We start from the raw sequence: 19,677 nt of genomic DNA, 5'->3' as shown, positions 1-19,677 counted from the left end.
CCCCATCCTCCGCCCCTGGGCGGAGTCTGCGTCCCCGGCCCCTGGGAGGATGGAGGGCGTGACCGGAACCCTCGTACTCGCAGGCACCCCCATCGGCGACATCGCGGACGCCCCGCCCCGGCTCGCCGAGGAACTGGCCGGAGCCGATGTCGTCGCCGCCGAGGACACACGGCGGCTGCGGCGGCTGACCCAGGCGCTCGGCGTCACGCCCAAGGGGCGGGTGGTGTCGTACTTCGAGGGCAACGAGACCGCGCGGACCCCGGAGCTGGTCGAGGAACTGGTGGGCGGGGCGCGTGTGCTGCTCGTCACGGATGCCGGGATGCCGTCGGTGTCGGACCCCGGGTACCGGCTGGTCGCCGCCGCCGTGGAGCGGGACGTCCGGGTCACCGCCGTGCCCGGGCCGTCCGCCGTGCTCACCGCGCTCGCGCTGTCGGGGCTGCCCGTCGACCGGTTCTGCTTCGAGGGGTTCCTGCCGCGCAAGGCGGGGGAGCGGCTGGGGCGGCTGCGGGAGGTGGCCGGGGAGCGGCGCACGCTCGTCTACTTCGAGGCTCCGCACCGGCTCGACGACACGCTCGCGGCGATGGCCGAGGTCTTCGGGGCCGAGCGGCGGGCCGCGGTGTGCCGGGAGCTGACCAAGACGTACGAGGAGGTCCGGCGGGGCGGGCTGGGGGAGCTCGCCGCGTGGGCCGCGGAGGGTGTGCGCGGGGAGATCACCGTCGTGGTGGAGGGGGCGCCCGAGAAAGGGCCCGAGGAGATCGGGCCCGAGGAGCTCGTGCGGAGGGTCCGGGTGCGGGAGGAGGCGGGGGAGCGGCGCAAGGAGGCCATTGCCGCGGTGGCGGTCGAGGCCGGGGTGCCGAAGAGGGTGGTGTTCGATGCGGTGGTTGCCGCGAAGAACGCCGGGGGGTAGCCGGGTTCGGGGTGGGGGCTGGAGTGGTGTGCGGGGTGCGGGTGGTGTGTGGTTGAGCGCGCAGTTCCCCGCGCCCCTGGGGTTGGATACCAAACCCCCTCTGAGCAGGGCGCATGTCGTTTGAGCGTGCGCCCCATGGGTGGGCAAAGGTGATCTGCCCGTGAGGCAAGGGAGGCCCAAATCGGGGCCAATTAGTCGACAGGTCTGCTGCCTTCGGTCCGGCTGAGGAGTCCACTGGGTTGCGGGGGCGGAATCGTCCTCACGCCACAGCGGAACAGGAGCTGGCATGAGTGAGATCACAGGGCGGACCGGGCTCCGCGCCGGTGCGAGTGCCGTCGTCAACGAGTCGTACTCCTTCGCGTGCATGCGCTGCGGGTACGGCTGGGAGCAGTCGTACGAGATAGAGCACCACACGGACGCCGCGGGGCACGAGTTCGTCCTCTACGTGGCGGACGGCCAGGTCGTGCCCTCCCCGCTGAGCAAGCCCACGTGCCAGAACTGCGACGGACACATCGTGCGGATCATGCGGCCCGGGCGGGTCGAGTCGGCGCGCAACGCGGCGCACCGGCCCCACCGCGTGCCCCCGCAGGCCGGCCCTGTGGAGGCCCCGACGGCGGACGCCGAGGGCGAGGGCGCGGGTGAGCAGGAACAGCGCGAGGACCACCACTGGCATCTGTCCGACCTGCTGCACCCCTTCCAGCGCAAGGCGAGCTGACCCGTCCGGCTCCCCTTGTCGACGCCCTCCCCGGTCCTCCCCCATCGGGGAGGGCGTACCCCTTTCGTAGGATCGGGGCATGCCTTCGAATGACTCCGGCAAGCATGCCGCGCCCCCGCTCCCGGAACCCCTCCGGGTGCCGGTCGCCGACTCCCACACCCACCTGGACATGCAGTCCGGCACGGTCGAGGAGGCGCTGGCGAAGGCGGCGTCCGTCGGAGTGACGACCGTCGTGCAGGTCGGCTGCGACCTCAAGGGCTCCCGCTGGGCGGCCGAGACGGCGGCGGCGTACGACGCCGTCCACGCGACGGTCGCCCTGCACCCGAACGAGGCGCCCCGGATCGTCCACGGCGACCCCGACGGCTGGTCGAGGCAGGGCGCGCGCGAACCCGGAGGCCGGGCGGCCCTGGACGAGGCGCTCGCCGAGATCGACCGGCTGGCCGCGCTGGAGCAGGTCAAGGGCGTCGGTGAGACGGGCCTCGACTACTTCCGCACCGGCCCCGAGGGCAAGGAGGCGCAGGAGAGGTCCTTCCGCGCCCACATCGAGATCGCCAAGCGGCACGGCAAGGCCCTGGTCATCCACGACCGCGAGGCCCACGACGACGTCCTGCGCGTCCTGAAGGAGGAGGGCGCCCCCGAGCGGACCGTCTTCCACTGCTACTCCGGGGACGCCGAGATGGCGCGGATCTGCGCGAGCGCGGGCTACTTCATGTCCTTCGCCGGCAACGTCACCTTCAAGAACGCCCAGAACCTGCGGGACGCGGTGGCGGTGGCCCCGCTGGAGCTGCTGCTGGTGGAGACGGACGCGCCCTTCCTCACGCCGGTGCCGTACCGCGGCCGGCCCAACGCCCCGTACCTCGTGCCGATCACGGTGCGGGCCATGGCCGAGGTGCGCGGCATCGACGAGGACACGCTGGCGACGGCTCTCTCGGCGAACACGGCACGGGCGTTCGGTTACTGACCCTCCCGCCCGCCTCACCGTACGACTGTGCGTAGTCGCGTCGCTTTGGAGAGTGACGAACGCTCCGCTAGGTTCTGTGGGCCCGATCCGGACCCCTCTGGACCCCCTCCGGCCCCTGGAGCGTGTCGGCGTGAGCAACTCGCGGTACGAGACATACGAGACGTACAACACGTACGAGACTTACGAGGCGCACAAGGCCTATGAGCCGTCCGGCCCGGCCTACGCGGACACGCTGTACGGCGGTTTCGACGCGCCGCCCGCCGATCCGTACGGCGCCGAGACGCTCGGGTACGGGACGACGCCCGGGACGCCCGCCGCCTACCAGGACACCTACCGGCCCGCCTACGAGGTGCCTGCCCCGCGCACCACGCGCGCGGAGGCGCGCGCCGAAGCCCGCGCCGAAGCCCGCGCCGAGTCGCGCACCGGCTCGCACCGGCGGCCCGCGCGCCGGCGCAAGGCGCGGTACGTCGAGCGGCCGGGCGACGGCTCCATGCGCCGGCTGCTCCCGCAGGCCCTGGTCGTCGCCTTCCTGGCGGGCGGCACCACGGCGTTCGTCGCCAAGGACAAGGCGATCGAGCTGAACGTCGACGGCAAGGCGCGCACGCTGCACACCTTCGCCGACGACGTCACCGAGCTGTTGGCCGAGGAGGGCGTCGACGTCGGAGCCCACGACGTGGTGGCGCCCCGCCCCGGCACGGAGATCGCCAGCGGCGACGAGGTCGCCGTGCGCTACGGCCGCCCCGTGCGGCTCACCCTCGACGGCCAGCGCAGCGAGGTGTGGACGACGGCGCACACCGTGGAGGGGGCGCTCCGGCAGCTGGGGGTGCGACAGGAGGGCGCGTACGTGTCCACTTCGCGCTCCCGGCGTATCGGGCGGGAAGGTCTCGCGCTGGACGTGCGGACCGAGCGCACCGTCACGATCATGGCGGACGGCCGGGCCCGCACCGTCCGCACCAACGCGGCGACCGTGCGGGAGGCCGTCGAGAAGGCCGGGATCACCCTGCGCGGCCAGGACACCACGTCGGTCCCGCAGGGGAGCTTCCCGCGCGACGGGCAGACCGTCACGGTGCTGCGGATCACCGGCGGCAGGGAGGTCCGTGAGGAGCCGATCCCGTTCCAGGTGCGGCGGACCGACGACCCGACCCTGTTCCGCGGCACGGAGGTCGTCGAGGAGGCGGGCCGGCCCGGCCTGCGCCGGGTCACCTACTCCCTGCGCACCGTCAACGGCGTCAAGCAGAAGCCGCGCCGGATCAGGTCCGAGGTGGTGCGCGAGCCGCACCCGCAGCTGGTGAAGGTCGGCACCAAGCCGCGACCGGCGTCCGTCGAGGGCGCCGACCACCTCGACTGGCAGGGCCTCGCGGCCTGCGAGTCCGGCGGCCGCCCCGACGCGGTCGACTCGTCGGGCACCTACGGTGGCCTGTACCAGTTCGACACCCACACCTGGCAGGACCTCGGCGGCAAGGGCCGCCCCCAGGACGCCCCGGCGGCGGAACAGACCTACCGCGCGAAGAAGCTGTACGTACGGCGGGGTGCGAGCCCATGGCCGCACTGCGGAGGCCGCCTGCACGGGTGACGCCCTAGCTGCGGGCAGTCGTGCCGCTGGGGCGGCACGGGTGGGCGCAGCGGCACCCCGCTCCGCCGGGCTGCGGACCCACCCGACCCCAGCACCATCGCCGCCCCCCCCGCACCGCTGGGCTGCGCAACGCCCCGCCCCCAGCCCCCAGGCCGAGCACCAAGAAACCCGGCCCCCAAACCCCCCGTACCCTTGTCCCCGTGACCAGCCCCACCCCCGACGCCCTCCTAGGCCCCGCCGACGTCCGCGAACTCGCGGCAGCCCTCGGCGTACGCCCCACCAAACAACGCGGCCAGAACTTCGTGATCGACGCGAACACCGTCCGCCGCATCGTCCGCACCGCACAGGTCCACCCCGACGACGTGGTCGTCGAGGTCGGCCCGGGCCTCGGGTCACTGACGCTCGCCCTGCTGGAGGTCGCCGACCACGTCACGGCCGTCGAGATCGACGACGTGCTCGCCGCCGCCCTGCCCGCGACCATCACGGCCCGCATGCCCGACCGGGCCGACCGCTTCGCCCTCGTCCACTCCGACGCGATGCACGTCACGGAGCTGCCCGGCCCCGCCCCGACCGCGCTGGTCGCCAATCTCCCCTACAACGTGGCCGTCCCGGTCCTGCTGCACATGCTCGAAGCCTTCCCGAGCATCGAGCGCACCCTGGTCATGGTCCAGTCGGAGGTCGCCGACCGCCTCGCCGCCCCGCCCGGCTCCAAGGTGTACGGCGTCCCGTCGGTCAAGGCCAACTGGTACGCCGAGGTCAAGCGGGCCGGTGCCATCGGGCGGAACGTCTTCTGGCCGGCGCCCAACGTCGACAGCGGCCTGGTCTCCCTCGTCCGCCGGGCCGAGCCGCTGAAGACAACGGCTTCGCGGCGTGAGGTGTTCGCCGTCGTCGACGCCGCCTTCGCCCAGCGCCGCAAGACGCTGCGGGCCGCGCTCGCCGGCTGGGCCGGGTCCGCCGCCGCCGCGGAAGCGGCCCTCGTCGCCGCAGGGGTCTCACCGCAGGCGCGGGGCGAGTCGCTGACCGTGGAGGAGTTCGCGCGGATCGCCGAGCACAAGCAGAACCAGCACCAGCAGGAGGAGTCCGCGTGAGCGTGACGGTCCGGGTCCCCGCCAAGGTCAACGTCCAGCTGGCGGTCGGCCCCGCCCGCCCCGACGGCTTCCACCCCCTGGCCAACGTCTTCCTCGCGGTCGGCCTCTACGACGAGGTCACCGTCACCCCGGCCGACGAGCTCCGCCTCACCTGCGAGGGCCCGGACGCCGACCAGGTCCCCCTGGACCGTACGAACCTGGCCGCGCGGGCGGCCGAGGCGCTCGCCGGGCGGTACGGCCGCACGCCCGACGTCCACATCCACATCGCCAAGGACATCCCCGTCGCCGGCGGCATGGCGGGCGGCAGCGCGGACGGCGCCGGCGCGCTCGTCGCCTGCGGCGCGCTGTGGGGGACCGGCGCCTCCCGGGAGGAACTCCTCGACATCTGCGCCGAGTTGGGCAGTGACGTGCCGTTCAGCCTGGTCGGCGGGGCCGCGCTGGGCATCGGGCGGGGCGAGCAGCTGACGCCCCTGGAGGTCGGCGGTACCTTCCACTGGGTGTTCGCGATGGCCGGCCGCGGCCTGTCCACCCCGGCCGTGTTCCGGGAGTTCGACCGGCTCGGCGAGGGCACGGACATCCCCGAGCCCGTCGCCTCCCAGGAACTCCTCGCCGCACTGGCGAAGGGCGACCCGGACGCGCTCGCCGCCGCCGTCTCCAACGACCTCCAGCCCGCCGCCCTCTCCCTCTTCCCGGAACTCGCCGGCACCCTGGCCACGGGCCGCGCCGCCGGCGCCCTCGCCGCCCTGGTCTCCGGCTCGGGCCCGACCACGGCGTTCCTCGTCCGCGACCCGGAGTCGGCGGCGGCGGTCGCGCAGGCGCTGGCGGCCTCCGGCACGTGCCGGACCGTACGGACGGCGTCGGGTCCGGCACCCGGGGCGACGGTCGCCGGGCGTTGATCCCGTGCGGCGGCCGGTTCCCGGCACGTACGCTCCCCCGGTTGTTCTCGACCATGGGGGCGCAGGCGTGGAAGAACTGGTCGCGGCCGTACGACGCGCGGACACGGACGAGGTCCGGGCGCTGCTGGAGTCAGGGGCCGACCCCGAGACCCTCGACGACGGCCTCCCGGTGCTGTGCAGGGCCGTGGCGGCGTACGACGAACCCGTGGCCGAAGCGCTGCTCCAGGCCGGTGCCGACCCCCTGCGCCGGCTGCCCGACGGGAGCACCCCGCTGCTGCGGGCCGTGGACGGCGGATCACATCACATGGTCTACGCGCTCGCCTCCCACCGGGTGCCGCTCCCCGCGCCGGAGCGCGACGGGTTGCTGGCCCGCGCCCGGCACTGGGTGGAAACGGGCGTAGAGGCGGAGCTGCGCCGACTCACCGGCCTCACCGGGCCCGTCGAGCGGATCCGGGTCGAGGACGACGAGGTCGGCTGCTGGTGCGAGCAGCTCACGCTCGGCGGGCTGACCGTGCGCGACGAGCACCGGGCGGTGCTCACCTCCATGGAAGAGCGCTACGGGATCCGTACGTCCTTCGACGAACTGGTCGCGCGTGCCCTCGCCCACCCCGACCGGGACCACCTCGTGTGGTCCGACGTGGTCTTCACGCTGGGCCGCCGGGTCGACGAGGAGACCTGGCACTGGAGCAGGGACCTGCTCAACCACCCCGACCGGCTGCACCGCCTCCTCGCCGCCGACCTGCTGCTGTCGCTGATCTTCGGAGACCTCGTCACGGGACGCGCCCCGTTCTGGGAGCGGGGGAGGGAACTCGTGCCCTGGGCCGAACAGGAGGAGGACCCGGAGGTGCTGGCGGTCATCTTCCAGGCGATGACCCACGACAGGGCCCCGGAGATCGAGGCGGTCGGCCTGTCGCACCTCGCCCACCCGGACCCCCGGGTACGCGCCCTGGTCACGGACGCCCTGGAGCTGTCCGAGGACGGCCGGTCCCTGGCCCGCCCCGAGAGCCTCACCGCCGTGCTCACTCTGGCCCGTGACGAGGACCCCGGCGTACGTGAGGCGGCGTGCCGCTGGCTCGCGCACTACCGGGGGCGCGAGCCCGAGGTCGGGGACGCGCTGGTCGCGCTCACTCATGACGAGCGGCAGTCGGTCCGCATCGACGCCGTGTCCGGCCTGGCCTACCGCGACGATCCGCGCTGCGTGGAGGCCGAGCACCGGATCGGTCCCGTCGACGCCGAGCTGCCGTTCGACGAGAGGCTGATGGACGTGTGGCGGTACCAGCGCCGCCAGGAGGCCGCCTGGGGCTCCTGACGACCCCGGACGGAGCACTGCCCCGCCCGACTACCCTGGAGGGTCGATCCACCCCCCTCGTCAGGAGAGAAATGGCCGTCAACCTGGTCAATGTCGAGAACGTCAGCAAGGTGTACGGCACCCGTGCCCTGCTCGACGGCGTCTCCCTCGGCGTCTCCGAAGGGGAACGCATCGGCGTGGTGGGCCGCAACGGCGACGGCAAGACCACGCTGATCCGCATGCTCGCCAGGCTGGAGGAGGCCGACACCGGCCGCGTCACGCACTCCGGCGGACTGCGCATCGGCGTGCTCACCCAGCACGACTCCCTCGACCCGGAGGCCACCGTCCGCCACGAGGTCATCGGCGACATGGCCGACCACGAGTGGGCGGGCGTCGCCAAGGTCAGGGACGTCCTGACCGGCCTGTTCGGCGGGCTCGACCTGCCGGGGTTCCCCAAGGGGCTCGACACCGTCATCGGGCCGCTGTCCGGCGGTGAGCGGCGCCGCATCGCCCTCGCCAAGCTGCTCATCGAGGAGCAGGACCTGCTCATCCTCGACGAGCCCACCAACCACCTCGACGTCGAGGGCATCGCCTGGCTCGCCCGGCATCTGCAGAACCGCCGGTCCGCGCTCGTCTGCGTCACCCACGACCGCTGGTTCCTGGACCAGGTGTGCACGCGCATGTGGGACGTCCAGCGCGGAAACGTCTACGAGTACGAGGGCGGCTACTCCGACTACGTCTTCGCCCGGGCCGAGCGCGAGCGCATCGCCGCCACCGAGGAGGTCAAGCGGCAGAACCTCGTCCGCAAGGAGCTGGCCTGGCTGCGCCGCGGGGCACCCGCCCGTACGTCCAAGCCGCGCTTCCGCGTCGAGGCCGCCAACGAGCTCATCAAGGACGTACCACCGCCCCGCGACAGCAGTGAACTGATGCGGTTCGCGTCCACGCGGCTCGGCAAGACCGTCTTCGACCTGGAGGACATCACCGTCCAAGCCGGTCCCAAGGTTCTCCTCAAGCACGTCACCTGGCAGCTCGGGCCCGGCGACCGGATCGGTCTCGTCGGCGTCAACGGCGCCGGGAAGACGTCCCTGCTGCGGGCCATGGCCGAGGCGGCCCGGACCGACGGCGACGCCCAGCCGGTGGGCGGGCGCATCCGCGTCGGCAGGACAGTGAAGCTGGCCTACCTCTCCCAGGAGGTCGCCGAACTCGACCCGGCCACGCGCGTGCTGGAGGCCGTGCAGCAGGTGCGCGAGCGCGTCGACCTGGGCAAGGGGCGCGAGATGACGGCCGGGCAGCTGTGCGAGACGTTCGGCTTCACCAAGGAGAAGCAGTGGACGCCGGTCGGGGACCTGTCCGGCGGTGAGCGGCGGCGGCTCCAGCTGCTGCGGCTGCTCATGGACGAGCCCAACGTCCTCTTCCTGGACGAGCCCACCAACGACCTCGACATCGAGACGCTGACGCAGCTGGAGGACGTGCTCGACGGCTGGCCCGGCTCGATGATCGTCATCTCCCACGACCGGTTCTTCATCGAGCGCACCACCGACCGGGTGTTCGCGCTGCTCGGCGACGGCACCCTGCGGATGCTGCCGCGCGGCATCGACGAATACCTGGAGCGCCGGCAGCGCATGGAGGAGGCCGCGGCCGCCTCGACGCCCGCCGCGGCGCCGCGGACCGCCGCCCCGGAGAAGAGCGCCGCCGACCAGCGCGCCGCCAAGAAGGAACTCCAGAAGATCGAGCGGCAGCTCGACAAGGTCTCCGAGCGGGAGACCAAGCTCCACGCCCAGATCGCCGAAAACGCCACGGACTTCTCGAAGGTGGCCGAACTGGATGCCGAGCTGCGCGAGTTGGCCGGTCAGCGCGAGGAGCTGGAGATGCGCTGGCTGGAACTCGCCGAGGACGCGTGAAGGGTGCGTGAAGGCGCATAACGACGGCATCACGGGCCGGTCCTCCCTTGGGAACAGGGGGTGATACGGCCCGGTCCGTCGTCGGAACGGGGTGATAGAAAGAGCCGTCTTAGAACTTTATGAAGCGACTCTGAGCCCATTGCGTACCTCAGGGCGTGGCTAAAAATCAGTGATCGAACGGGGGAGCCGCTGATGACTCAGCCGCCCAATCAGCCACCGCACGGTGGCTTCGGAGCACCGCAGAACCAGCCACCGCAGGGCGGTGGCTTCGGGGCACCGCAGACCCCGCCGCCGCCCCAGGGACCGCCCCAGACGCCGCCGCCCCCGCAGGGGCCGCCGCAGCCCGGATACGGCTATCCCCAGCAGCCCCCGCAGCAGCCCGGGCCGTACGGGCAGCCGGGACCCTACAACTCCGGCCCCTACGGCCAGCCGCAGCAGCCGGGCCCGTACGGCCAGCCCGGCTACGGCTACCCGCAGCAGCCGCAGTACCCCGGCGCGCCCGGTACCCCGCCCGGGGGCGGCTCCGGCAACCCCTTCAAGGGCAAGCCCGCCCTGATCATCGGCGCCGCCGTGGCCGCGCTGCTCCTGGTCGGCGGCACCGTGTGGGCGGTCACCGGCGGCGACGACGGCAAGGACGAGAAGAAGCCCGTCGCCCAGCCGACCGACGACGGCAAGCCCGCCTCCTCCGCCCCGGTCAACCCCGGTGACGGCAGCGGCGACGGCGGCGAGGACCCGGAGAACCTCAACGAGGGCCGCCAGGCGGGCGAGGCGAAGGTCCTCTGGTACAAGGAGGCGCCCGACGCGCCCGGTTCCGGCGCCGACGCCGCCGGCATGTGGATCACCGACAAGACCGCGGTGAAGGCGGCGTACAAGCAGCTCTTCGCCTACAACGTCGCTGACGGCAAGCCCACCTGGGACGCGATCACCTTCCCGCAGAAGATCTGCGCGACGACCCCGCAGAAGACGTCCGACGACAAGATCTTCGTCGCGTACATGAGCGGCAGCAGCGACCGCGCCAAGTGCAACCAGCTCCAGGAGATCGACCTCGACACCGGCGACAAGGGCTGGAAGCAGGAGATCGCCGACGGCGCCCTGTTCGACTCCACGCTCTCCGTCGAACTGTCCATCACCGGCAAGACGCTGATGGTGGGCCGCTCCCAGTCCGGCACGGCCTACGACGTCACCAGCGGCGACAAGCTCTTCGACAAGAAGAAGTACGGCGCCGCCTGCTTCCCCTCCGCGTTCGCCGGCGGCGAGAAGCTGATCGCCGTCTCCTCCTGCGGCGCCGGCACCTCGAAGGAGCACGACGAGGTCCAGGAGCTCGACCCGCGCACCGGCGACGCCAAGTGGACCCAGCCGTTCGACAAGGGCTGGCGGGTCGCGCGCACCTACTCGGTGAGCCCGCTGGTCGTCTACAGCACCAACAAGGACAAGAAGGCCTGGAACATCTCCACCTTCACCTCCGGCGGCAAGTTCCGCTCGCAGGTCGGCTTCGACGAGGACTTCGCCCCCGAGTGCGGCTGGGCCATCCTCGAACGCGACCTCCAGGGCTGCCAGGGCGTCGCCGTCGACGACACCACGCTCTACCTCCCGACGGAGGCGACCACCGGCGCCAACGAGATCGTCGCGGTCAACCTCGCCGACGGCAAGGAGAAGTGGCGGGTGAAGTCCCCGGCCGACGAATCGATGCTGCCGATGAAGGTCGAGGGCGGCAAGCTCATCGCCTATGTGGAGCCGTCGTACGACGCGGGCGGCCAGATCGTGTCCATCCCGACCGGCGGCAGTGGCCACAAGCCGGTCAAGCTGCTCCAGAACCCGCAGGGCGCGGCGGACATCGAGAACGGCTTCTTCTCCAAGGACACCGACTGGGTCGACGGGCGCTTCTACATCTCGACCACCCGGCTGAGCGGAAACGACGACACGAAGGAGAAGTTGATGCTCGCCTACGGCAAGTGACTCTTCCCCTCCCGCTCCTGCCTTCGCCTTCGTCGTCCGTCCCCTTCCCCGAGGTACTCACGCCATGACCCAGCCGCCGCCTCCGCCGCCTCAACAGCCCCCGCCCGGGGGTGGCTTCGGGCCACCCCAGGACCAGCCCCCGCAGCCGGGGTACGGCTACCCGCAGGCTCCGCAGACGCCGCCCCCGCCGCCCGCGCAGCAGCCGCAGCCCGGGTACGGCTATCCGCAGGGCGCTCCACAGGCTCCACAGGCGCCCCAGCCGCCGCCCGGCTACGGCTATCCCGGCCAGCAGCCGCCGCAGGCGCCTTACGGGCAGCCGGGATACGGCCAGCCGGGATACGGGCAGCCCGGTTACGGCTATCAGCAGCCGACCATGCCGCTCCAGCCGCAGCCCGGACAGCCGGGCGGGGGGCGGAAGTTCAACGCGCAGCTGGCCATCATCGTCGCCGCTGTCGTGGCGATCGCCCTGATCGTCGGCGGCGGCGTCTGGTACTCCACGTCCAAGGACGACGGCAAGAAGGACGACACGGCCAGCTCCGGCGGCACCACCGGCGGCACGGACGACAACAACGGCGGCACCACCGCCGGCGGCAAGGAGAAGGCCCCGGCCGACACGGGCGCCAAGGTCCTCTTCCAGGTCCCGATGCCGGAGGTGAAGAACGACAGCACGGTCGTCGTCTCCGGCTCGTGGCTCACCGACAAGACGTACGCCAAGAGCGGCGTCGCCGAGATCGTCGGCTACGACCGCGACAAGGGCGCCGAGCAGTGGACGATCCCGCTGGACGGGCCGGTCTGCCAGGCCAGCCGCCACGTCACGTACGACAACAAGACGGCGATCCTCTACCAGCCCGCGATGCCGACCAAGGCCGACCCGTCGCACGGGTGCAGCCAGCTCGCCGTGATCGATCTCGACGCCGGCAAGAGGCTGTGGACGAAGACCGTCAAGACCGGTGACCAGCTGATCAGCTTCGACAACGTCACGATCAGCGGCAACACCGTCGCCGTCGGCAGCACCAGCGGCGGCGCCGCCTTCGACCTGTCCGGCAAGCTCCTGTGGAGCCCCAAGCCGACCGACTCCTGCTACGACGCCGGGTACGGCGGCGGCGAGAAGCTGGTCGCGGTGCGCAAGTGCGGCACGTACGAGCAGCGGCAGTTGCACATCCAGACCATCGACCCGAAGTCCGGGAAGGTGATCTCGGAGTACAAGATGACCCAGGGCATCGAGTACGCGAGCATCGTGTCGACCGACCCGCTCGTCGTGGCCGCCGACGTCGGCGACTCCGCGGGCGACGGCAGCGGCATCTCCGACTTCTTCTCCATCGACAACAGGACCGGCAAGCTGCGCACGCGCATCTCCGCCCCGGGTGAGCAGTTCGCGGCCCGCTGCGAAGGCGTCACCCGCATCGAGTACTGCACCCAGCTGGCCGTCGGCAACGACCGGTTGTACCTGCCGACCGAGGAGCACGACGGCACCGGCGAGTACAGCCAGACCAACGAGATCGTCGCCTTCGACCTCACCACCGGCAAGCAGACCGGGCAGCGGGCCGACGCGGGCGACGGCTACACGATCTCGCCGCTGCGCATGGACGGCGGCAACCTGATCGCTTACAAGCGGCCGCCGTACGACAAGGGCGGGCAGATCGTCAGCATCGACGGGGGCAGCTTCAAGCAGACGAAGCTGCTGGAGAACCCGGCGAACGACTCGGTGCGGGACGTGGAGGCGGGCATGTCGCCGGAGTACTCCGAGTTGCTGTTCGGCGACGGGCACCTGTTCATGTCCAAGGTGTACGCCAGCAAGCGGACCAGCAGTACGAGGGAGAAGGAGTACCTGGCGGTCGGCTTCGGTACGAGCTGATCGCCCGGTGTCCGCTCGGTGATCGACTGAGTGCGGGTACGGTCCCGTCCCTGTTCAGGGGCGGGACCGTTCGCGTTTGGTTCGGTCAACCTCGTATGAGAGGAATTTCGACGATCGGGGCGATTCTCGCCGGTAGGGGGAGCGCGACGTCGAACAAGCGTGTAGCTTCCGGGGGCATGAAGGCGGGGGAGCCGGGGGGCTTCCATCTGGGGGGACCGGGGTGACTGGGGGGTTACTCGATGGGAGTGCGGCTCATGGTGGTCGACGACCACCGACTGCTGGCGGAGGCGCTGGCCTCGGCGCTGAAGCTGCGCGGGCACCGGGTGCTGGCCGCGGCGGCGCCGGCCGCGGGGGCGGCGGAGCTGGTGATCACGCGGGCGCCGGAGGTGTGCCTGCTGGGGACGGCCACGCCGGCGGAGCCGGGGATCTTCGACCCGGTGGTGCGGATCAAGCGGGAGCGTCCGCAGGTGGCGGTCCTGGTCCTGGGTCCGGTGCCCAGCCCGCGCGGCATCGCGGCCGCCTTCGCCGCGGGGGCGTCGGGCTACGTACGTCATGACGAGCGCATAGAGGGTGTCGAGCGGGCGATCATGAAGGCCCGGGCGGGGGAGGCGGCGGTGGCGCCGCAACTGCTGCAGGGCGCGTTCAGCGAGTTGCTCAACCCGGCGGCCCAACCGGACGACGAGGGCCAGCGGTTGCTGTCGATGCTCACGCCGCGGGAGGTCGAGGTCCTGGTACGCGTCGCCGACGGCGAGGACACCCGCCTGATCGCGGCGGGCATGGGCATCGCCCCCTCCACGGCCCGCACCCACGTCCAACGGGTCCTGATGAAACTGGGCGTAGGCTCCCGCCTGGAAGCAGCGGCACTGGCGGCGAGGACAGGGCTGCTGGACCGGGCGGGCCCGATCTCACGAGCGCCGGACCCGGAGCCGTGATGTGCTGAGCTGCGGGCAGTCGCGCCTCCGCCAGTGCCTTAAGGGCCTGGGAGGTGCCCCCAGGCGGCACGGGTGGGCGCAGCGGCACCTCGGCGCGCCGAATTTGCGCACCCATCCGCCCTCAGCACCAGTGCCGAGTACCGCACAACGCAGGGCTACTCCACGCGCTCATCGTCCCCCGGCACCGCACTCGGCGGCGGAGGTGTCACAGGCCTCAGCTTCAGCCAGACCAGGAAGAACACCCCCAGCGCGAGCATCCCCAACCCGGTCCACAGGTTGATGTTCACACCCTCCGCCTTGTCGAGGTCGGCATCGGACGCCGTGATCCCCGCGATCGTGACGATCACCCCGTAGACCACGAACAGCCCACCGATGATCCGCCGGATGTCGAACAGCCGCGCGGCCGTCGCCGACTTGCCCTGCAGCTCGGTGACTTCCCGCTGCACGTCCTTCTCGGAGTAGAACTCGGACATGTTCTGTCAGCCTCCCTGGGTCAGAACGAGAACGGGATGTAGCAGGCCGCGGCCAGGACGACCGCGCCCCAGCCCAGCAGCGCCGGCTTGCGGTACCAGGCCTCGTCCCCCGGCGCCGGCGGCTCCGCCATGCCGGGCGAGGACGTGCCGTAGACCAGCCCCTGGAGTTCCTCGGCCGGTTTCGGCGCGGTGAAGAGCGACACCACCACCATGACGACCGCGCCCGCGACGAACCCCGCGATGGCCGAGACGAAGTTGGCCCCCTGGTCGGAGGGGATGTCGACGATGTCCTGCTTGTAGAGGACGAAGTAGTTGACCATCGCGGCCGTGGTGCCGGCGAGCAGACCCCAGAAGCCCGACTTCATCGACGTCCGCCTCCAGAACATGCCGATGATGAAGACGACGAACATCGGCACGTTGAAGAAGGAGAACAGCGTCTGGAGGTAGCTCATGATGTTGGAGAAGGACGACGCCAGGAACGCCGTGCCGATGGAGGCCAGGACTCCGATCGCGGTGATCAGGCGGCCGAAGCGGACGTAGTACTCGTCCTCCCGCCCCTTCACCACGTACTTCGCCCAGATGTCGGTCGTGAACACCGTGTTGAACGACGACACGTTCGCCGCCATGCCCGCCATGAAGGCCGCGAGGAGACCGGTCACGGCGATGCCCAGCACCCCGTTCGGCAGCAACTGCTCCATCAGATAGGGGATCGCGTCGTTGTACTGCAGGTCGGAGCCGGACGTACCGATCTTCGGGACCAGCACCGCGGCGACCAGACCCGGGATCATCACCAGGAACACGATGAAGATCTTCGGGAACGCGGCGATGAGCGGGGTGCGCTGGGCCGCCGAGAGGTTCTTCGCAGACAGGGCGCGCTGCACCTCCGCGAAGTTCGTCGTCCAGTAGCCGAAGGAGAGCACGAAGCCGAGGCCCAGGACGATCGTCAGCCAGTTCGCGCCCAGTGGGTTGGCGCTGCCGATGCCCGTGCCGCCCCAGGAGGTCATGAAGTCGGCGCCGTGGGACCGGGTGAGGGAGTCGGACAGGCCGTCCCAGCCGCCCACCTTCTTCAGGCCGAGCACCGAGATGGGGATGAGCGCGGCGAGGATCACGAAGAACTGCAGGACCTCGTTGTAGATCGCCGAGGACAGACCGCCGAGCGTGATGTACGCCAGGACGAAGAAGCCGGCGACCACGATGGCCACCCACTGCGGCCAGCCGAGCAGCGCCTCGACGACGATGGCCAGGGCGTAGAGGTTGACGCCGGCGATGAGGATGGCGGCGCAGGCGAAGAGCACCGAGCTGAGCAGGTGTGCCGCCTTGTCGAAGCGCAGCAGCAGGAACTCGGGGACCGAGCGGACCTTGGAGCCGTAGTAGAAGGGCATCATCACCAGGCCGAGGAAGACCATGGCCGGGATGGCGCCGATCCAGTACCAGTGCGTGGTGTAGACGCCGTACTGCGCGCTGTTGGCGGCCATGCCGAGGATCTCGGTGGCGCCCAGGTTGGCGGCGATGAACGCCAGGCCGGTGACCCAGGCGGGCAGGGAACGGCCGGAGAGGAAGAAGTCGAGGCTGGTCTTCACCGAGCGGCGGGCGGCGAAGCCGATGCCGAGGACGACGACGAAGTAGATGCCGAGGATCGTGTAGTCGAGCCAGTTCGTGGGGAGTCGCAGCTCGGCTGCCAGGTGGGTGGGGGTATGCGTGGGGGGATGCATGAGCCCTCGCTTCGTTGCGCGAACCGATACGCCGCGGAATCTACGCCTCCGCCTTCAGATATTGAACACGTCTGCTGATGCTCTTTGTTTGATTGTGATGTTGACGATTGGGGGGAGTCGTGTTTTGATATGTTTGGTTATGTTTGAAGGATGAGGAGTCCGGCGTGAAGAAGACCTCGACCCGGCTGGCCGACGGTCGCGAGCTCATCTACTACGACCTGCGTGACGACAGCGTGCGGGACGCGGCCGACCGCCGCCCGCTGGACCGCACCGTCACCACGTCCGAGATCCGCCGCGACCCCCTGCTCGGCGACTGCGTCGCCGTCGCCTCGCACCGCCAGGGCCGCACCTACCATCCGCCGGCCGACGAGTGCCCCCTGTGCCCCTCCGAGGGCGACCGGCTGAGCGAGATCCCGGACTCCTCGTACGACGTCGTCGTGTTCGAGAACCGCTTCCCCTCACTGGCCGGCGACTCCGGCCGCTGCGAGGTCGTCTGCTTCACGTCCGACCACAACGCGTCCTTCGCGAGCCTGAGCGAGGAGCAGGCCGGCCTGGTGCTGGAGGCGTGGACGGACCGTACGTCGGAGCTGTCCCATCTCCCCTCCGTCGAGCAGGTGTTCTGCTTCGAGAACCGGGGTGCCGAGATCGGCGTGACCCTCCAGCACCCGCACGGACAGATCTACGCCTACCCCTTCACCACCCCGCGCACCGCCCTGATGCTGCGTTCCGTCGCGGCCCACAAGGAGATGACGGGCGGGGAGAACCTCTTCGACGCCGTCCTGGAGGGGGAACTCGCCGGCGAACGGGTCGTCCTGGAGGGCCACCACTGGGTGGCCTTCGTGCCGTACGCGGCGCACTGGCCGTACGAGGTCCACCTCTACCCCAAGCGCCGCGTGCCCGACCTGCTCGGGCTGGACGAGGCCGCGCGCACAGAGTTCCCCAAGGTTTATCTGGAACTCTTGAGGCGCTTCGACCGGATCTTCGGTGAGGGTGAGCCCCCGACCCCGTACATCGCGGCCTGGCACCAGGCCCCGTTCGGCGCGCTGGAGGAGTTCGACGGAGTCGTGCGCGAGGACTTCGCGCTCCACCTCGAGCTTTTCACCATCCGCCGCACTTCCGGCAAGCTGAAGTTCCTCGCGGGTTCCGAGTCCGGCATGAACGTGTTCATCAACGACGTGCCGCCGGAGCGCGCGGCCGAGCGACTGCGAGAGGTAGCGAGTTCATGAGCGGGAAGTACCTGGTGACGGGCGGCGCGGGTTACGTCGGCAGCGTGGTCGCCCAGCACCTGCTGGAGGCGGGTCACGAGGTCACCGTCCTGGACAACCTCTCCACGGGTTTCCGCGAGGGCGTCCCCGCCGGGGCGGCCTTCATCGAGGGTGACATCCGCGACGCCGCCAAGTGGCTGGACCCCTCCTTCGACGGCGTGCTGCACTTCGCCGCGTTCTCGCAGGTCGGCGAGTCGGTCGTGAAGCCGGAGAAGTACTGGGACAACAACGTCGGCGGCACCATGGCCCTGCTCGCGGCGATGCGCGAGACGGGCGTCCGCACGCTCGTCTTCTCCTCCACGGCGGCGACGTACGGCGAGCCGGAGCAGGTCCCGATCACCGAGTCGGCGCCCACCTCCCCGACCAACCCCTACGGCGCCTCGAAGCTCGCCGTCGACCACATGATCACCGGCGAGGCGGCGGCCCACGGCCTGGGCGCGGTCTCGCTGCGCTACTTCAACGTGGCGGGCGCGTACGGCGCGTACGGCGAGCGCCACGCCCCCGAGTCCCACCTGATCCCCCTCGTCCTGCAGGTCGCGCAGGGCAGGCGCGAGGCGATCTCCGTCTTCGGCGACGACTACCCGACGCCGGACGGCACCTGCGTGCGCGACTACATCCACGTCGCGGACCTGGCCGAGGCCCACCTGCTCGCCCTGACGGCCGCGGCCCCAGGCGAGCACCTCATCTGCAACCTCGGCAACGGCAACGGCTTCTCCGTCCGCGAGGTCATCGAGACGGTCCGCCGGGTGACCGGCCACCCGATCCCGGAAGTGGTCGCCCCCCGCCGGGGCGGCGACCCGGCGGTCCTGGTGGCGTCGGCTGCCACGGCCCGCGAGAAACTGGGCTGGAACCCGTCCCGCGCGGACCTCGACGGAATCGTCGCGGACGCCTGGGACTTCGCGCAGCGGCGCGGCAACTAGTACGGAACGAAGGGTCAGGGGTCAGGCATGAGCGAGGCTGTTGCCGACGAGGCCGCCGGAGCGGTCGCCGAGCGGTTCACGGAGTTGTACGGCGCCGAGCCGCACGGAGTCTGGGCGGCACCGGGCCGCGTCAACCTCATCGGCGAGCACACCGACTACAACGACGGCTTCGTCATGCCGTTCGCCCTGCCGCACAAGGCGGTGGCGGCGGTCGCCCGCCGCGAGGACGGCGTGCTCCGCCTCCACTCGGCGGACGTCGAGGGCGGGGTCACCGAACTCCGCCTGGACGACCTGTCCCCCGAGTCGGACAAGAAGTGGACGGCGTACCCGGCGGGCGTGGTGTGGGCGCTGCGCGAGGCCGGCCACGCGGTGACGGGCGCGGACATCCACCTGTCCTCCACGGTCCCCTCGGGCGCGGGCCTGTCGTCCTCGGCGGCGCTGGAGGTGGTCGTGGCGCTGGCCCTGAACGACCTGTTCTCCCTGGGCCTGCGGGGCTGGCAACTGGCCCGCCTGTGCCAGCGCGCGGAGAACGTCTACGTGGGCGCCCCGGTCGGCATCATGGACCAGACCGCGTCGGCGTGCTGCGAGGCGGGCCACGCCCTCTTCCTCGACACCCGCGACCTCTCCCAGCGTCAGATCCCCTTCGACCTGGCGGCCGAGGGCATGCGCCTCCTCGTGGTCGACACCCAGGTCAAGCACTCCCACAGCGAGGGCGAGTACGGCAAGCGCCGCGAGGGCTGCGAGAAGGGCGCGGCGCTGCTCGGCGTCGACGCCCTGCGCGACATCCCCTACGCCGACCTGGACGCGGCGCTGGCCCGTCTCGGCGACGAGGAGGAGGTCCGCCGCCTGGTCCGCCACATCGTCACGGAGAACGAGCGCGTCGAACGGGTGGTGTCCCTGCTGGAGTCGGGCGACACGCGCGCGATCGGCCCGGTCCTGGTCGAGGGCCACGCCTCCCTGCGCGACGACTTCCGTATCTCCTGCCCCGAACTGGACCTGGTCGTCGACACGGCCCTCACCTCCGGCGCCCTGGGCGCCCGCATGACCGGCGGAGGCTTCGGCGGCTCGGCGATCGTCCTCGCGGAGGAGCCGGACGTGGACCCGATCACCAAGACGATCCAGGAAGCCTTCGCCACAGTGGGCTTCAAGGCACCCCGCGTCTTCGAGGCAGTACCGTCGGCGGGCGCACGCCGCCTGCGCTGACGAACCGACCGGGCGCCCTGTCCTCCAAGAGG

16 protein-coding genes are annotated in these 19,677 nt (G+C 71.3%); 14 read left to right on the top strand and 2 right to left on the bottom strand.

Features of this window, described 5'->3' with window-relative positions; genetic code table 11:
• The first annotated feature begins 58 nt into the window (after positions 1-58).
• The 11 genes from rsmI to ABZ192_RS23265 all read left to right on the top strand — a co-directional run bounded on the left by rsmI (position 59) and on the right by ABZ192_RS23265 (position 14,072).
• A complete protein-coding gene (gene rsmI, locus ABZ192_RS23315; protein WP_356926377.1) occupies positions 59-907 on the top strand; it encodes a 16S rRNA (cytidine(1402)-2'-O)-methyltransferase in 849 nt (282 codons plus the stop codon).
• A gap of 286 nt (positions 908-1,193) precedes the next feature.
• Positions 1,194-1,622: a hypothetical protein gene (locus ABZ192_RS23310; protein WP_356926376.1), complete on the top strand. Its 429-nt coding sequence runs from the start codon at positions 1,194-1,196 to the stop codon at positions 1,620-1,622.
• A 79-nt stretch (positions 1,623-1,701) separates the two neighbouring features.
• Positions 1,702-2,583 carry a TatD family hydrolase gene (locus ABZ192_RS23305; RefSeq protein ID WP_356926375.1) on the top strand — a complete coding sequence of 294 codons (882 nt, stop codon included), beginning with the start codon at positions 1,702-1,704 and terminating at the stop codon, positions 2,581-2,583.
• A gap of 130 nt (positions 2,584-2,713) precedes the next feature.
• Positions 2,714-4,156, top strand: a complete 1,443-nt coding sequence (locus tag ABZ192_RS23300) for a ubiquitin-like domain-containing protein (RefSeq protein ID WP_356926374.1) — start codon at positions 2,714-2,716, stop codon at positions 4,154-4,156.
• A 200-nt stretch (positions 4,157-4,356) separates the two neighbouring features.
• Positions 4,357-5,244 (top strand): 16S rRNA (adenine(1518)-N(6)/adenine(1519)-N(6))-dimethyltransferase RsmA, encoded by an 888-nt coding sequence (gene rsmA / locus ABZ192_RS23295; protein WP_356926373.1) that lies wholly within the window; start codon positions 4,357-4,359, stop codon positions 5,242-5,244.
• Positions 5,241-6,140: a 4-(cytidine 5'-diphospho)-2-C-methyl-D-erythritol kinase gene (locus ABZ192_RS23290; RefSeq protein ID WP_356926372.1), complete on the top strand. Its 900-nt coding sequence runs from the start codon at positions 5,241-5,243 to the stop codon at positions 6,138-6,140. The genes rsmA and ABZ192_RS23290 overlap by 4 nt, the downstream gene beginning before the upstream one ends.
• Before the next feature lie 67 nt (positions 6,141-6,207).
• Entirely contained in the window at positions 6,208-7,449 is a 1,242-nt protein-coding gene (locus ABZ192_RS23285; RefSeq protein WP_356926371.1) for a HEAT repeat domain-containing protein, read from the top strand.
• Positions 7,450-7,520: 71 nt separating this feature from the next.
• Positions 7,521-9,329, top strand: coding sequence for an ABC-F family ATP-binding cassette domain-containing protein (locus ABZ192_RS23280; protein WP_356926370.1), 1,809 nt, complete (start codon positions 7,521-7,523; stop codon positions 9,327-9,329).
• Positions 9,330-9,521: 192 nt separating this feature from the next.
• A complete protein-coding gene (locus ABZ192_RS23275) occupies positions 9,522-11,285 on the top strand; it encodes a PQQ-binding-like beta-propeller repeat protein (protein ID WP_356926369.1) in 1,764 nt (587 codons plus the stop codon).
• 64 nt (positions 11,286-11,349) lie between these two features.
• Positions 11,350-13,140, top strand: a complete 1,791-nt coding sequence (locus ABZ192_RS23270; RefSeq protein WP_356926368.1) for a PQQ-binding-like beta-propeller repeat protein — start codon at positions 11,350-11,352, stop codon at positions 13,138-13,140.
• 239 nt (positions 13,141-13,379) lie between these two features.
• Positions 13,380-14,072 (top strand): response regulator transcription factor, encoded by a 693-nt coding sequence (locus ABZ192_RS23265; protein ID WP_356926367.1) that lies wholly within the window; start codon positions 13,380-13,382, stop codon positions 14,070-14,072.
• Between the two features lie 155 nt (positions 14,073-14,227).
• Here the strand turns inward: ABZ192_RS23265 and ABZ192_RS23260 are convergent, their stop codons facing one another.
• Together ABZ192_RS23260 and ABZ192_RS23255 are read right to left on the bottom strand one after the other, a co-directional pair.
• A complete protein-coding gene (locus ABZ192_RS23260; RefSeq protein ID WP_356926366.1) occupies positions 14,228-14,545 on the bottom strand; it encodes a hypothetical protein in 318 nt (105 codons plus the stop codon).
• Positions 14,546-14,565: 20 nt separating this feature from the next.
• Complete coding sequence (locus ABZ192_RS23255; protein ID WP_356926365.1) at positions 14,566-16,257, bottom strand: sodium:solute symporter family protein; 1,692 nt, start codon at positions 16,255-16,257, stop codon at positions 14,566-14,568.
• A 164-nt stretch (positions 16,258-16,421) separates the two neighbouring features.
• Between ABZ192_RS23255 and galT the strand changes: the two genes are divergently transcribed.
• The 3 genes from galT to galK are packed head-to-tail and all read left to right on the top strand — an operon-like array spanning position 16,422 to position 19,645.
• On the top strand, positions 16,422-17,483 hold the full coding sequence (gene galT, locus ABZ192_RS23250) for a galactose-1-phosphate uridylyltransferase (protein ID WP_356926364.1): 1,062 nt from the start codon (positions 16,422-16,424) through the stop codon (positions 17,481-17,483).
• The gene (gene galE, locus ABZ192_RS23245; protein ID WP_356926363.1) at positions 17,480-18,442 is read left to right on the top strand and encodes a UDP-glucose 4-epimerase GalE; all 963 of its coding nucleotides are present in this window, start codon (positions 17,480-17,482) and stop codon (positions 18,440-18,442) included. Before galT ends, galE begins: the two co-directional genes overlap by 4 nt.
• A 27-nt stretch (positions 18,443-18,469) precedes the next feature.
• Positions 18,470-19,645 (top strand): galactokinase, encoded by a 1,176-nt coding sequence (gene galK / locus ABZ192_RS23240; RefSeq protein ID WP_356926362.1) that lies wholly within the window; start codon positions 18,470-18,472, stop codon positions 19,643-19,645.
• Positions 19,646-19,677 lie beyond the last annotated feature (32 nt).

Source organism: Streptomyces sp. NPDC006235 (assembly GCF_040613735.1).
GTDB lineage: Bacteria > Actinomycetota > Actinomycetes > Streptomycetales > Streptomycetaceae > Streptomyces.
This window is presented reverse-complemented; position numbering and strand designations above follow the sequence as displayed.

What these genes read in the sequence shown, in the direction of transcription:
- galK (WP_356926362.1), top strand. Translation starts at nt 18,470, where the DNA reads ATGAGCGAGGCTGTTGCCGACGAGGCCGCCGGAGCGGTCGCCGAGCGG.
- ABZ192_RS23310 (WP_356926376.1), top strand. Translation starts at nt 1,194, where the DNA reads ATGAGTGAGATCACAGGGCGGACCGGGCTCCGCGCCGGTGCGAGTGCC.
- ABZ192_RS23265 (WP_356926367.1), top strand. Translation starts at nt 13,380, where the DNA reads ATGGGAGTGCGGCTCATGGTGGTCGACGACCACCGACTGCTGGCGGAG.
- galE (WP_356926363.1), top strand. Translation starts at nt 17,480, where the DNA reads ATGAGCGGGAAGTACCTGGTGACGGGCGGCGCGGGTTACGTCGGCAGC.
- ABZ192_RS23270 (WP_356926368.1), top strand. Translation starts at nt 11,350, where the DNA reads ATGACCCAGCCGCCGCCTCCGCCGCCTCAACAGCCCCCGCCCGGGGGT.
- ABZ192_RS23305 (WP_356926375.1), top strand. Translation starts at nt 1,702, where the DNA reads ATGCCTTCGAATGACTCCGGCAAGCATGCCGCGCCCCCGCTCCCGGAA.
- ABZ192_RS23275 (WP_356926369.1), top strand. Translation starts at nt 9,522, where the DNA reads ATGACTCAGCCGCCCAATCAGCCACCGCACGGTGGCTTCGGAGCACCG.
- ABZ192_RS23260 (WP_356926366.1), bottom strand. Translation starts at nt 14,545, where the DNA reads ATGTCCGAGTTCTACTCCGAGAAGGACGTGCAGCGGGAAGTCACCGAG.
- ABZ192_RS23255 (WP_356926365.1), bottom strand. Translation starts at nt 16,257, where the DNA reads ATGCATCCCCCCACGCATACCCCCACCCACCTGGCAGCCGAGCTGCGA.
- ABZ192_RS23280 (WP_356926370.1), top strand. Translation starts at nt 7,521, where the DNA reads ATGGCCGTCAACCTGGTCAATGTCGAGAACGTCAGCAAGGTGTACGGC.